The organism is Leptospira ainlahdjerensis (assembly GCF_016919175.1).
GTDB lineage: Bacteria > Spirochaetota > Leptospiria > Leptospirales > Leptospiraceae > Leptospira > Leptospira ainlahdjerensis.
Genome location: NZ_JAFFPU010000059.1, coordinates 1 through 14,332, shown reverse-complemented (window position 1 = coordinate 14,332; position 14,332 = coordinate 1). Strand labels below are relative to the sequence as shown.

14 protein-coding genes are annotated in these 14,332 nt (G+C 45.1%); all 14 read right to left on the bottom strand.

Annotated features, from left to right (window positions below):
- Positions 1-370: 370 nt before the first annotated feature.
- The 14 genes from JWG45_RS15430 to JWG45_RS15365 all read right to left on the bottom strand — a co-directional run bounded on the left by JWG45_RS15430 (position 371) and on the right by JWG45_RS15365 (position 14,208).
- Positions 371-1,294, bottom strand: coding sequence for a septum formation inhibitor Maf (locus JWG45_RS15430; protein WP_205280540.1), 924 nt, complete (start codon positions 1,292-1,294; stop codon positions 371-373).
- 144 nt (positions 1,295-1,438) lie between these two features.
- Entirely contained in the window at positions 1,439-2,311 is an 873-nt protein-coding gene (locus tag JWG45_RS15425; RefSeq protein WP_205280539.1) for a hypothetical protein, read from the bottom strand.
- 323 nt (positions 2,312-2,634) lie between these two features.
- The gene (locus JWG45_RS15420; RefSeq protein ID WP_205280538.1) at positions 2,635-4,110 is read right to left on the bottom strand and encodes an NADH-quinone oxidoreductase subunit N; all 1,476 of its coding nucleotides are present in this window, start codon (positions 4,108-4,110) and stop codon (positions 2,635-2,637) included.
- Positions 4,107-5,789, bottom strand: coding sequence for an NADH-quinone oxidoreductase subunit M (locus JWG45_RS15415; RefSeq protein WP_205280537.1), 1,683 nt, complete (start codon positions 5,787-5,789; stop codon positions 4,107-4,109). The genes JWG45_RS15420 and JWG45_RS15415 overlap by 4 nt, the downstream gene beginning before the upstream one ends.
- A gap of 1 nt (position 5,790) precedes the next feature.
- The gene (gene nuoL / locus JWG45_RS15410; protein WP_205280536.1) at positions 5,791-7,731 is read right to left on the bottom strand and encodes an NADH-quinone oxidoreductase subunit L; all 1,941 of its coding nucleotides are present in this window, start codon (positions 7,729-7,731) and stop codon (positions 5,791-5,793) included.
- Positions 7,732-7,736: 5 nt separating this feature from the next.
- Entirely contained in the window at positions 7,737-8,057 is a 321-nt protein-coding gene (nuoK, locus tag JWG45_RS15405; RefSeq protein WP_069608100.1) for an NADH-quinone oxidoreductase subunit NuoK, read from the bottom strand.
- Complete coding sequence (locus JWG45_RS15400) at positions 8,054-8,626, bottom strand: NADH-quinone oxidoreductase subunit J family protein (RefSeq protein ID WP_408611639.1); 573 nt, start codon at positions 8,624-8,626, stop codon at positions 8,054-8,056. The genes nuoK and JWG45_RS15400 overlap by 4 nt, the downstream gene beginning before the upstream one ends.
- A 66-nt stretch (positions 8,627-8,692) precedes the next feature.
- Positions 8,693-9,733, bottom strand: a complete 1,041-nt coding sequence (gene nuoH, locus JWG45_RS15395) for an NADH-quinone oxidoreductase subunit NuoH (RefSeq protein ID WP_205280534.1) — start codon at positions 9,731-9,733, stop codon at positions 8,693-8,695.
- Positions 9,730-11,037: an NADH-quinone oxidoreductase subunit NuoF gene (gene nuoF / locus JWG45_RS15390; RefSeq protein WP_205280533.1), complete on the bottom strand. Its 1,308-nt coding sequence runs from the start codon at positions 11,035-11,037 to the stop codon at positions 9,730-9,732. The genes nuoH and nuoF overlap by 4 nt, the downstream gene beginning before the upstream one ends.
- A 14-nt stretch (positions 11,038-11,051) precedes the next feature.
- The gene (nuoE, locus tag JWG45_RS15385; protein WP_205280532.1) at positions 11,052-11,531 is read right to left on the bottom strand and encodes an NADH-quinone oxidoreductase subunit NuoE; all 480 of its coding nucleotides are present in this window, start codon (positions 11,529-11,531) and stop codon (positions 11,052-11,054) included.
- Positions 11,531-12,748 carry an NADH dehydrogenase (quinone) subunit D gene (gene nuoD / locus JWG45_RS15380; RefSeq protein ID WP_205280531.1) on the bottom strand — a complete coding sequence of 406 codons (1,218 nt, stop codon included), beginning with the start codon at positions 12,746-12,748 and terminating at the stop codon, positions 11,531-11,533. The genes nuoE and nuoD overlap by 1 nt, the downstream gene beginning before the upstream one ends.
- A 1-nt stretch (position 12,749) precedes the next feature.
- Positions 12,750-13,283, bottom strand: a complete 534-nt coding sequence (locus JWG45_RS15375) for an NADH-quinone oxidoreductase subunit C (RefSeq protein ID WP_205280530.1) — start codon at positions 13,281-13,283, stop codon at positions 12,750-12,752.
- On the bottom strand, positions 13,280-13,840 hold the full coding sequence (locus tag JWG45_RS15370; protein ID WP_205280529.1) for an NADH-quinone oxidoreductase subunit B: 561 nt from the start codon (positions 13,838-13,840) through the stop codon (positions 13,280-13,282). The genes JWG45_RS15375 and JWG45_RS15370 overlap by 4 nt, the downstream gene beginning before the upstream one ends.
- Positions 13,831-14,208: an NADH-quinone oxidoreductase subunit A gene (locus JWG45_RS15365; protein WP_118970152.1), complete on the bottom strand. Its 378-nt coding sequence runs from the start codon at positions 14,206-14,208 to the stop codon at positions 13,831-13,833. The genes JWG45_RS15370 and JWG45_RS15365 overlap by 10 nt, the downstream gene beginning before the upstream one ends.
- Positions 14,209-14,332: the final 124 nt, after the last annotated feature.

Here is a 14,332-nt window from a genome sequence, read left to right as displayed (position 1 = left end):
ACTTAGCCTTTACTTCTTCCATCGACATTCCAAAATAAAGTCCGTTCAATCCCTTTCCAATTTCAATGTTCACAGTCCCTCCCGTGGTTCAAAAAGCTCTTCTTGAGACTTTCAGACCCGACTAAATCACAGAGTCCTCGGGACTCCCGAGACTGACAACCTCTTAAAATCCGTTTAGAATCGATTCCTACGAAAAACGACCTTATGATCCGTTATAGGCCTCGAATCCGTTCTCAGTCTAAAATTGTGGACTTAGAAAAATCGAAAAAAATCGCTCCGATGTATTTCAGATTTTTAGAATATAGATTTTTGAACGATATCTCCCTTAAACCGTTTTCAAAAGAATCCTCATGCTTACACAAATTCACTTTTAGAAAATCGAGGCGTTAGGTAATTTGAGCTCTTTTCTCTGGCTTCTGAATTCGTTGCCGTTTTGATTCCAATAGTCGCTGAGAACACTCGACTCCAAAGCGGCAAAAGTAGTCATAAGACGGCCGTTGAGATCTCGAAACGTCTCCTCCCACGCCAAAATCTTGTGAGGAAAACGAGATTCGATTCTTATCTTAAACGTTCTCTCCTCTTCCAAATATCGAATCGTAAATACGATGGAATCCTCTTGTTTTTGTTTCGCGATCTCGGCTCGAAGCGGTTTTAATTCCTTATGATTGAGTCTTACGTGAAAAAGTCCGGGTATCAAGTTCAAATTTCCAACCGGAATTCGATCGGGATCGATCCGCATTCGAGTCCAGAGTTCGTCTTCTAACAATTCTTTTTTTAGGTAGAATTTCCGGTCCCCTTCCTCTTCGAAGTAGGAATAAGATTCCACTCGGAAACGATCCCTTTCCAGATTGATCTGCGTAAAAACGTTTCCGCACCATTCTTGCGAGGACATGGTTTCTTTAAAACTTCTCGGATATGTTTCAGCGTCTAACGGAGTAAATACGGAAAGTGTCATGGAATAGGCATAGATTCCTGTCACGAAATTCTTAACAAAGTTGAGTTTTAATACCTTCGTTCCGTCTTTCTCGTCCTCTTGCGGTCGATCGAGTTTTACCTGTCTCGTTTTGGAAAAATCTTCCGTAACAAAGATGAGGATCGCTTTGCCCTTATGATTTTCTCCATAACGAACCTGACTCAGTTCGTAACTATCGATCTCCGCTTTTTCCGATTCCCAGTAGTTCCGAAATTTTTCCTTAGGATCATCCGGTTCCAAGAACGGATTCGGAGACGAAGCCTGCCTGCAAAAACAGAAGAGGCCAAAAAGAATGTATGATAACCACCGTCCGTTCTTCATGTTCCGATCTTACTACAAAAACATTTCGATTCAAGGACTTTCGAAAATTTCTTTCAGAACCGAATCGGCTCGGAAGGTTCTTATGGTTTCAACTGGATCTTTCGAATCCGCGCTTCTTTTGGAATAGTGCCTTCAGAGAAAAGGTTATTCTTCGTAGAAGTTGTATTTATTTCGGAGTTCTCGGATCTCTTCCAGTTGATACTTATGGCTTCGATAATTCGTAGACTCGTCTAAAAGGTCGGCTTTCAGAAAACTTTCCTCTGCTTTTCTAAAGTTTCCGGAGGATATATAATAATAAGCTAAATTGTTTTGAATCGATTCGAGGTCGTATCCTGTCCAAGAAAGCCGTTCTGCCCTTGCCCAGTATTCTCTGTTTGAGTCCGGATCCGCCGTCTTTTGAAGTAAAGAATCGCATCCGATCTGTAAAAAAAGCGTCCTTTCTTTTTTATTGGAAACACAACGTAAGTCGCTTATAAAAAAAACGTCTTGTTTCGGGAGGATTTCAGATTTCCAATCATATACTATTTTTTGAATATTTTTCGGATCTTGTTTTGTCAGCGATTTTTCGGTTTGAAACTCGATTTGGTCCTTCGTTTTCCGGTTCAACCAGGTCATCCGAAATAAAAGTTTTGTCTCTGCATTCTTCGGCTTAGATTGAATTACTAAGAAAGTCATTCTTAACTTTTCGGAGGGATTTCTTTTCGTGTTCCGCGATTTTTTTTCCGATCGGATTTGATTTTTTTTCCGGTTCGAAAATTCGTTCAGAATCAAATAAGAATTCTCGCGCAGCGAATCCAAAATCGTATTTGTTACGGATAAAGATTCGGACCTATCAAATCCTTTTAGAACGATCCGAACTCCTACCCTTTTTGAGACGCCGACCAATGTTCGTAACTTCAATGCATCGGGATTTTTTTTATAAGCGGCAACAAGCACAAAGTCGCTATCGGGAGTCGCCTCCAGATTTTTTTCCGAAATCGACAAAAAGACCAATACAAGTGTGATGAAATATTTCATAAAATTTCACAGTTCGGAACTTGTCCCAAACCCTCAAAATTCAACGGATCGAAGCCTCCGTTAAATTTTAATAGAAAGAGGAAGTTCCCACACATTACGTGCCTTCAGGAGTTTAAAAACCACTAAAAGGAGGAATCATTGATAAATTATTACGGGAGTTCCTACATTTTTTGAAACTCACTATTTCGTTTCCATCGAAGCTATAGAGGTTTTGGGACGAATATCGACTAAAAAACCGTTCTTAAAACATTATAATTTATGAATACAAGAATAGCCGTTCCCAAAGATTCACTTTAAGAACGAAAAGGACCAACGACAAAAGATCAGTAACTACTGAGATATTGAAGCGCTCCGATCGCGAGAAGGTTTCCCGGAACGAGCAAAAACCAACCCAGCGCCACCATAAAAAAACATATCACTACCACGGCGGTTACCCCGATGCTAAAAGGCGCCGAATGGTTTCTTGTCACCTCGCCTTCGTCGCTACTCATAAAGGTGGCGATTCCGATTCTAAGATAGTAATAGAGCGCTAACGCGGAATTTGTGACACCCCCGATGAGCAAAATTCGATTCATCAGAGCTTCCGATTCCGCGAGTTTCTGAAACAAAAAGAGTTTCGCCCAGAATCCTCCGAACGGAGGAACTCCCGCCAAGGACATAAAGAAAATATTAATCGCAATCGCCGTAAACGGTTTTACTCCGGAAAGGGACTGAACCGAAAAGAAAGTGACCTGTCTTGTTCCTTCTTCCAAATAAGCGAGGACAGCAAAAGCTCCCAAACTCACGAAAGAATATACGATCAAATAGAAGAGCGCTTCTTCCAAAACCCCCGCGGAAATTCCCGCGACAACATAACCCGCGTGCGCTATCGACGAATACGCAAGCATTCGTTTTAAATTTTCTTGTTTTAATGCGAGTAGATTTCCGTAGACCATGGAGCATAACGCTAGAATTCCCGATAACCAGGCCCAAGTAGTATCGACAAGGGGCATCGGTAATTTAGTATAAAGAATCAAAAGAAGTCCTATCGAAGCGGACTTAGACGCAGTGGCCATATAACCCGTCACAGGCGTCAGTGCCCCTTCGTATGCGTCGGGAGTCCAGGCGTGATAGGGAAAAAGGGCGATTTTAAACGCGACTCCCGTTAAAAACAAAACGAACCCAATCTTTGCAAAATTTCCCTGATATCCTGCGACGATCAACGGTTTTAAAGCGAGGGTGATGTTGGTGGAACCGCTTCCTCCGAAAAGAAACGCAATTCCCATTAACATAAATCCGGATGAAAAACTTCCCAAAAGGAAATATTTGAGAGTTGCTTCCAAAGAAAAAAGATCGCTCCTTGCCATTCCGATCAGAATGTAAAGACAGATACTCATCAACTCCAAGGCTACGAATACGAGTATAAAGTCCTGTCCTGAAGTCATCAGCATCATTCCACACGTTGCAAAAAGGAGCAAAGGATAGAATTCAGGAAATTCTACATTATGATTTTTCAATATTCTTGGAACGATAGCTACGGTTCCGATCGCCATCGATAGATAGATCAGGCTCAACCAAAAGGTTATGATCGTATTTTCTATCTGGCCCGCAAAATAGGTGCCGTTTCCCGGAAAACGAAAGGAAGTGTAGAACACCGCCGCAAGGGAGACGAGCAAAATGAGTCCGGAAGAATATCTTACGATCAGATATTCCTTTGTTTTAAACAACACGGAAAGACAGATGAGAAAAACTCCTCCGGCAGCCAAGATCAAAGCCGGTAGAATGGAGAATAGATCGAGGGTATTTGGAATCAGATTCATTGAACCGCCTCCTCGTCTCCTTCCGGAGATGTTTCCTTGCCCTTTCGGATCGATTCCGGAAGAGCAAACTTACTCTGATATCCTCTCAGACGTTCTTCATAACGATCAGGATCGACCCCCAAGGATTTATAGGAGGTATATTTTCTCTCAAAGGGTTTGTCGCCGATATCTTTTTCCTTCAAGGATCGATCCTGGATCACTCTCACGGAGGCGGAATTCAACGCGACCTTTACTGACGGTTCCAAAACTCTCAAAAAAGGTTTCGGATAGATTCCGATCCAAAAAATCATGATGATCGTGGGAACAAGGATCGACCATTCTTTCAGATTGAGGTCGTGGTGATCGGTTAGATTTTTTGTCAGTTCTCCAAAGAGCATTCTTTTGGCGAAAAGGAGGAGATATCCCGCGGCAAAAACCACACCGGTTGCGGCTAACGCACCATAGACGATGTTGGCTTTGATACTTCCGAGGATGATCAAAAATTCTCCGATAAAACTGTTGGTTCCGGGCACCCCGAGAGAGGAAAAGATTCCGATCGCAAAGAAGACCGAAAATACGGGAAGCAGTTTGGACAAGCCCCCCGCTTTCGCGATATCGTTGTTCCCGATTCTTTCATGCAACATTCCTAACATAAAAAAAAGCAATCCTGCGGTAAAGCCGTGATTGATCATCTGCAGCATTCCACCTGCCATTCCTTCTTCCGTAAAACTTAAGATTCCCAACATACAAAAACTCATGTGAGACAGGGAAGAAAACGCCACTACTCGTTTGGAATTCTCCTGCGCCATCGCAATGATCGCTCCGTAAAGAATTCCGGCGATCGCGAGTCCTCCTAAAAGTTCCCGATATTCCAACATCTCTTCCGGAAATAACGGAATTGCTAAGCGAATAAATCCGTAGAGCCCGATCTTTAATAAAATTCCGGAAAGGTCCACCGAACCGACAGTAGGCGCTTGCGAGTGAACGTCCGGCATCCAAGTATGAACCGGAAACAAAGGAACCTTGATCGCAAACGCGAGCACAAACGCGAAGAACATAAACAAACGGATGTTCTTCGGAATCTCAGGAAGAAGTCCCGTGGAAAGATCTTCGATCACGATCGTTCCGGTTTTGAAGTAGAGTATTAGAATTCCTGCAAGCATCAGGACCGATCCGGTAAAGGAAAAGATTAGATACTTGATCGCGGCTTTTACACGTTGATCTTCTCCCCAGATTCCCACCATCAACACCATCGGAGAAACCATCGCTTCCCAAAATATGTAGAACTGCACGAGATTACCGGAAAGAAAAACGCCGTGAACACTCATCTCTACGATCATGAGATAAATGTAAAACTCCCGAATTCGACTGGTGATACTCGTCCAGGTTGCGAGCGTGGAAAGAAAAAACAACAAAGACGACATTCCGCAAAGTAGTAGGCTAAACCCGTCCATTCCGACGTGATAGTCGACTCTTAAATTTCCTGAAACTACGATATCACGTATGCGATCCACGAATTGCAAGGATGCGTTATCAGGATCGTATTTAAAATACAAACCGATAAGAATTAAAAAGGGAACTAACGTGAATATTCCTGAAATGAATCGTAGCCAATAAACCTTATTGGAAAAAAATAAAAACGGAACCCCGGCGAGAGGTAAAAATAAAAAGATACTCAGTATGTACGGCGGGAAATCCAAGTTACAGCCCCCTCAAAAGAAAAAAAGAAAGAATGACTACCGTTCCGAAGACGATCAGGATCGCGTAGTCTACTACGATTCCGGTTTGAACCCTTCGCAGAACCAAAGAAATCGCGACGGCGACTCGCCCCGTTCCCCGCAACATCAAATCCAAGAAATTTCTTTCCACGTAGTTCGCGAAAAATTTTCCAAGAAGAAGAATCGGATCCACGATGAAGTCGCGATAGAACTCGTCCACGAAGTATTTTTTGGAAAGAACTCGTTTGAATCCGGAAAGGGATTCTTCTTCCACGGGAACGTTTTTACCGGTCAAAAAGATCGTCCTCGCGATAAAAATTCCGGAAACCGCAACCGCAACGGAAACCGCGACGAGAATCAATTCTATGGAAGTGTTAGTCTCATGACCGTCTAAGCTTTGTTTGACGATCATCTGCGATATTTCTGTTCCTCTTAGGAAAATCGGAGCGAAATATCTCGTTAGGAGGTCGACTCCTCCAAAAAGAAAATGGGGAATTTCTAAAAATCCTGTTATCGCCGCGCCGACCGACAAGATCACAAGAGGAATCGTCATTACGAGAGGAGATTCGTGCAGATGAGAAGCCTTGTGTGAGGACACACGGGATTCTCCGTAAAAAGCCAAGTATGTCATTCGGAACATGTAGAATGCCGTCAAGAGCGCGGTAACGATTCCGAGTCCGTAAAAGAGGGTTCCATACGCATAACTTTTTTCTAATATGAGATCTTTGGAAAAGAATCCACTAAAGGGCGGGATTCCGGATATCGCCAAAGATCCTACAAGGAAAGTAATCCAAGTAATCTTCATCTGTTTTTTGAGTCCGCCCATATTGCGTAGATCCTGTTCGTGATGAAGCGCGTGAATCACCGATCCGGAACCCAAAAACAAAAGCGCCTTAAAAAAAGCGTGAGTCATCAAATGAAAAAGCCCGGCGACGTAGGCGCCCGCCCCCATTGCTACGAACATATAACCTAACTGAGATACGGTGGAATACGCCAAAACTTTCTTGATATCGTTTTGAAAAAGACCCACGGTCGCGGCTAAAAACGCGGTTACCGATCCTATGATCACGATCCAGTGACCGACTTGCGGTGCGGAAAGAAAAATCGGATTGAGCCTTGCGATCAAAAAAATTCCCGCCGTCACCATCGTAGCCGCGTGAATCAAAGCGGACACGGGAGTCGGTCCGGCCATCGCGTCCGGCAACCAAACGTGTAATGGAATTTGAGCGGACTTTCCGACGGCTCCTATAAAAAAACAAGCGGCGGCAATCGGAAGAATGTAACGAAACGACGGAACTTCCGGAATCGCTTCCGTAATCTCCGTAAAAGAAAGAGAACCCGTATACCAAAAAACGAGTGCGATTCCGAGGAGCATTCCCAAGTCGCCGATTCTGTTTGTGATAAAGGCCTTCATCCCCGCGTTTGCGGCGGAATCTTTGTGATAGTCAAAACCGATCAACAGATAAGAACAAAGCCCCACTCCTTCCCATCCGAGAAAAAGAAGAATTAGATTTTCTGCAAGTACCAGATTCAACATCGCGAAGATAAAAAGATTCAAATAAGCAAAGTAACGCGCAAAACCCGGATCTTCCTTCATATAACCGATGCTATAGAGATGGATCAAGGATCCGATTCCCGTGATGATCAAAATCATATATAAGGAAAGTTGATCGACCTGATACGCCAGTGAAACGTTCAATCCTCCGGCCTTTATCCAGGGGAACAAAGTAACGATTTCCGGAACGGAACGTTCCATCGGATGAAACAGAAAAAAACAAACGAGCGCCAGAGAGAAGGACAAAAAGACCACAACCGTAGATAGAACTCCGGTAAAACCTTTCAGCCATTTGCCAAAAAGTCCCGAAATCAAAAAACCGATCAAAGGAAGCGCGACTAACGCAGGGACGAGGTTAGAAATTTCCATTCTTACTACCATTTCATCAGATTCATTTCGTCTACGTAGCTCGTCTTTTTGAGCCTATGAATCGCAATCACGATCGCAAGTCCGATTGCGGCTTCCGCCGCGGCGATCGCCATCACAAAGAAGACCACAACTTCTCCGTCCACTTGGTGGAGGGCTTTGGAGAAGGTGACGAAAACGAGATTCACCGAGTTTAAGATCAATTCCACGGACATAAAAATAAGGACCGCGCTTCTTCTTACCATCACTCCGGCCACGCCGATCGTAAAGATGATCATCGCGAGGGTTAAAAAATATTCCACAGGAATTCCGGAAATCCAAAGGTTCATGGTTTTTCTCCTTCCAATCCCTTGTTGGCGAGATTCTTTTTTCCGAGTACGACTGCTCCGAGGACCGCGGCGAGAAGAAGAATGGAAATCAATTCGAAAGGAAGCAGATAACGTAGAAACATCGCGGTTCCGACCACTGCGGTATTTCCGGACGAAGTAGAGCCGATTCCGTTCGCAGTGTTTCCGCCTTTGGGAATATCGAAAGAATATTCAACATTGCTGTTGGAAAGATAACCGATTCTTTCCGAAGTCTTGGACGGAATTCCGTCGTGTACGGCGGTGATCAAAAGAACTCCCAAAAAGGCGACGAGGGTCAGATACAGAAGTTTTTTCACCGGTTTTTCAAAGATAAAAAACTGAGGGGCGTCGTCCCTGAGAGAAAGAAGCATCAAAACGAAAACCACCAAAACCATGATCGCACCCGCATACACGAGGAGTTGCATCGTGGCGATAAAGATCGCATTCATTACGGCGTAAATGGCCGCGAGAGAAAAAAAACTCAATACGAGAAGAACGGCGGCGGTGATCGCGTTCGGATGAAAGATCACTCCCAGAGAACTGAGAATCATCACCGTCGCAAACAGGAAGAATAGAAGCAGTTGAGGTTGATCTGTTAGTGGCATTTTCTTATATTCTTAAAATTGTATATAGATGCTTGCGATGACGATGTTCAAGATCGCCCAAGGAATCAGCTTTTTCCAACCGAGAGACATGAGCTGATCGTAACGAAAACGAGGAAGCGTCCATCTCACCCAGAGAAACAAAAACGTAAAAAAGAGAACCTTACCCAAAAAGAAAAAGAGTCCGAAAAGAGGTTGTAAAACGTGGCCGTCTAAAATTCCGAACGGAACCTGATAACCTCCGAAAAAAAGCAAGGTTACCACACAGCTCATCGTGATCATATTCATGTATTCCGCGATGAAGAATAACGCGAACTTAAACGCGCCGTATTCGGTGTGAAAACCGACGACGAGTTCCGATTCCGCTTCGGCCAGATCGAAAGGAAGACGGTTGGTTTCCGCGAACATCGCTACTACAAAAAGAAAAAACGCGATGAATCCCGGAAGTTTGAAGATATTCCAGAGACCCGCCTGAGACGAACTGATATCGGTAAGTTTCAAGGAACCGGTGATGATCACGATGGAAGCCACACTCATCGAAAGAGGAAGTTCGTAACTGATCATCTGAGCCGTTGCGCGGATCCCGCCTAACAACGAATATTTGTTATTGCTCGCCCAACCCGCGATGATGATTCCATAAACCGCAAGAGAGGAGATCGCAAACAAAAAAAGAATCCCCGTATCGGGGTTCGCAACTTGCAGATCCAAAAACTGAAGACCGGTCGCGTTCTGCAAAAATCCGGGAAGCGGAATCTGACCGCCCAAAGGTACAACCGACCAAGCCATGATGGCGCAGGTCATCGAGATTCCCGGAGCGATGAGATACATCACACGATTTACGTTCAGAGGAAACACTTCTTCTTTGGTAAGAAACTTGATTCCATCCGCAAGGGGTTGGAGAAGTCCGAAGATTCCCGCACGATTGGGTCCTTTGCGGTCCTGAATAAAACCCGCGACCCGTCTTTCGGCGAGAGTGTAATAGGCGCAAGCGGTGATCAGGATAAAAAAGAAAAGACCGCTCTTTAAGAGCCAAAATAGGATTTCGTTCCAATTCATAGAAGAGCCTTATCCTCCTTGCGTCTACGAGGTTCCGTCACGGGTTCCGGTTTTACTTTGAGTCTTGCGTCAAACTCGGAACGGAATTTCTGAAGAGCCGGACGAACCGCCCCGACACAAGCGTCGGAAAGAGGACAAATCGTAGTTCCACCTTCCATGTTACGGGATAAAGAAAGAATCAGATCGATATCCTGAGTCGTACCTTCCCCGTCTCGGATTTTGGAAAGAATGTCTCGAACCCAATGAGTTCCTTCTCGACAAGGAGTACACTGACCGCACGATTCGTGAGCGTAGAATCTCGCGAATCGATACGTGGTTTCTACGATGTCGGTTCCTTCCGCGAGTACGATGACCGCACCCGAGCCGAGCATGGTTTTGTGAGCGGCCATCGATTCGAAATCCATGTTTGCGGTTTTACATTCTTCCGCGGTTAAAATCGGGACGGAAGATCCGCCGGGAATGATCGCCTTCAGAGGTTTATCGTCGACAATTCCACCGCAGAGATCATTCACAAGTTCTAATAAAGGAGTTCCTAATTCGATTTCGTAGACGCCCGGTCTTTTTACGTGACCCGAAACGCTAAAGAGTCTTGTTCCCGGTGATTTTTCGGTCCCGATCTTGGAATACCAATCCGCACCTTTGTCCAGGATATGAGGAATCGCGGAAAAGGTTTCCACGTTATTCACCACGGTGGGGGAACGATACAAACCGGAAACCGCAGGAAACGGAGGTTTTAATCTTGGGTGACCTCTTCTTCCTTCTATGGAATTGATGAGTGCGGTTTCTTCTCCGCAGATATAAGCCCCGGCGCCTTCGTAGAGAACAAGATCAAAGTCGAATCCCGAACCTAAGATATTCTTACCGAGATAACCTTTTGTATAGGCTTCGTCGATCGCCTTCTGCATCGTTTTGGCGCCTTTCTGAAATTCTCCGCGAATGTAAAAGAATCCCTTGTTGGAATTGATCGCTCTTGCGCCGATGATCATCCCTTCGATGATCTGATGAGGAAGGTTCTCAATCAGTTTACGATCTTTGAATGTACCGGGCTCGCCTTCGTCTGCGTTGCAGATGATATATTTCGGTTTTGGAATGTCTTTTGGGATAAAGGACCATTTCAGTCCGGTTGGAAAACCCGCGCCTCCCCTTCCTCTAAGTCCCGATTTTTTCACCTCGGCGATGATATCGTCGGGTTTCATCTGGAGCGCTTTTTTTAAACCGTCGTAACCGTGAACCGATTCGTAAAACTCAAGTTCTGTGGACTTGGGATTATCGATGTATTTCGTAAGAATTTTCATTTCTGCCATAAGGATTTCCTTTGTCAGTTCAGACTTTTTAGAATCTGATCCACCTTTTCAGGAGTCAGTTGTTCGTAAAAATCGTCGTTGATTTGCACCATCGGAGAATAACCGCAGGCGCCGAGACATTCCACTTCTTCCAAGGTAAACTTTCCGTCCGGGGTCGTTTGTCCGAGATGAATTCCCAAACGATCGCAGAGATGTTTTTCGATTTCGTCATTCCCCTGCAGATAACAACTCGACGTTCCGCAGATCTGGATATGATACTTTCCAACGGGCTTCTTATTATAGAGAGTATAAAACGTAGCGACTCCGTAAACCTGAGCGAGAGAAATCGGATCTCCGAGACGATCCGCGATGTAGTTCATCCCGTCCTGATCCACAAAACCGTTTTCCCTCTGGAGAATGTACAAACAAGGGAGAATGAGAGAGCGCTTTTCCGGAAACACTTCCAGCATCTTCTGAAATCTTTTTTCGGATTCTTCACTGAACTTGTAACTCATCAGCAGTCCAACTCCCCGGCGATCACGTTTAACGAACTCATCGTTGCTACGGAATCCGCAAGTAAACCGCCGCGCACGAGATCCGCAAAAGATTGATAATACCAAAAGCAAGGACGTCTAACGTGAACTCTCCAAGGGGATTTTTCACCGTCGGAGACGATATAATAACCGAGTTCTCCGTTGGCGGCTTCGGTCGCCATGTAGTATTCTCCCGGAGGGACCTTAACTCCGTGCATGATGATCTTGAAATGATAGATCAATTCTTCCATGTTGTTGTAGACTTTGTTCTTTTCGGGAAGATAGGCGTGAGGAAGATTCGCGTGCCAGGTTCCTTCCGGAATTCCGTCTATCAGCTGTTCGATGATCCGAATCGACTGACGCATCTCTTCCATACGAACCAAGGTTCTATGAAGAACGGAGCCGTCTTCTCCGACCGGAATATCGAAATCCACTTTATCGTAGAGCATGTAAGGTTCGTCTTTTCGAACGTCCCAGTCAACGCCGGTTGCTCTGAGGTTCGGACCTGAATAACCGTAAGCGATCGCGTCTTCCGCCGAAATACCGCCGATTCCTTCCGTACGACCCAGGAAAATTTTATTCTTTAAGAGAAGACTGTTGAATTCTTCGATCGCGGGTTTGAGTCCTTTGCAGACCATCTTTACTTCTTTTACGAAATCGGGATAGATATCTCTTTCCAATCCGCCGATTCGACAAAACGTCGTGGTCAGTCTCGCGCCGGTGAGCTTTTCGATCACTTGATAGATATTTTCCCGATGATGAAAGAGGTGAAGAAGCCCCGAGAAAGCTCCCAAGTCCACTCCCAAAATTCCGGAGCAGATGATATGATCCATGATTCTCGAAAGTTCCGAGATGATCATTCTCACATAGGTCGCACGATCCGGAACCTCGATCTGCATCATCTTTTCTACGGCGAGAATCCAACCGATGTTGTTCAAAGGAGTGGAAACGTAGTTCATCCGATCGGTGCAGACCAGGAACTGATTGTAAGTATAACGTTCTCCTAATTTTTCAAAACAACGGTGCACGTAACCGATGACCGATTCAGCTTCTACGATTCTTTCTCCGTCGAGTTGAATCACGTTCTGAAGAATCCCGTGTGTCGCGGGGTGAGAAGGACCTAAGTTTACGAGGAGATGACCCTCGGGAAGATTGGCAAACTTCTGTCCGAAATGTTGGGCCGTTTTTTCGTACATCATTTTATTTTCCTCCTTCCTTTGTGATGTCTTCGGAGATATGCATTTGAAGAAGATCTTCGATGAGATAATCCTGACCGAATCCTTCCAACGGAAAGTCCTTGCGAAGAGGATGACCAAGAAAGTTATCCGGCATCAGAATCCGATCCAAGTTCGGATGATTGGCAAATGGAATTCCGAAAAGGTCATACACTTCCCTTTCCGGCCAGTTGGCGCCTTTAAAAACGGAGACGATACTCGGAACAGATTCTCCCTCTTCTACTCGGACCTTGATCTGGATTCTACTCGCCGACTTGTTCGCAGAACGAAGCAGATAACAGACCTCGAAACGAGGTTCTTTTTTTCCGAGCCAATCGATCGCGGTAAGATCGTTTAGAAAATTATAATAGAGTGTTGGATCGTTTTTGAGCGCCGTTAAAACGGGAACCAGGCCTTCCGCTTTCAGGAATATAACGGGAACATTGGAAACGACGGACTCTTGTTTGTCCAAAAAATGGGGAAATTTTTCTTTGAGGAAACTTTCTACTGCTTCTTTCATCGTACAACCAGGGGTTTATTTCTTTCGTTCAATTCCTGGATTTTGTGCATCACTTCCTGACGTCTTTCTTCCAGCCCCTGAGTTTTCAATTTTTGCTGTAATTTTACGAGCGCGTCCAAGATCGCTTCCGGACGAGGAGGACAACCGGGAACATAGACGTCTACGGGAAGAATTCGATCCACACCTTGCAAAACTCCGTAGGTATTGAACATCCCGCCGGAAGAAGCGCAGGCTCCTACGCTGATGACAAACTTAGGCTCGGCCATCTGGTCGTAGATTTGACGAAGTACGGGAGCCATCTTATAGGTGATGGTTCCGAGAACGAGGATCATGTCCGCCTGACGCGGAGAAAACGAAGGACGTTCCGCTCCGAAACGAGCGATATCGTAGTCCGAACAAGAAGCGCTCATATATTCGATTCCGCAACACGCCGTCGCGAAAGGATATGGCCAAAGGGAATAACTTCTTCCCCATTGAATCACGGATTCAACGTTTCCGAGTTGAATCATGTCGCCCAGGGCTTGGCCCGGAGCTTTGTTAAGATCACTCAATCCCATTCCAGCGCTCCTTTCTTCCAGATATAGTATAAGCCCACGACTAAAGTGAGGACAAACACAAACATCTCGAAGATGAGAAAAAACCCGATTCCCGCATTCTTAAATCCGATCAGATTTACTGCGTAAGGAAAAAGAAAGACGGCCTCAATATCGAACAAAATAAAAAGAACGGCTACGAGATAAAACTTAATGTTGAAAAGACCTCTCGCATCCCCGTAATACTGCACACCGCATTCGAACGTGTCCTGCGGCTTGGACTTTTTTTTGGGGCCGATGAGTATGGCAAGGGTCAGAATCAGAGCGGAGAAACCAACTCCGAGTAAGAATTGAATTAATAAAGGGCCAAGGTGCTCGGGAGCGCTATCCATAGCTCCTATTAGACTCCGGTTTGCATATAGCCTGTCAACCTATTTCGCGATCCGTAGAGAGCGAAATAGCCAACGAACAGCGGAAGCGAAGTGAGTGGCTTCCAACGAAGTTGGAAAAACAGCG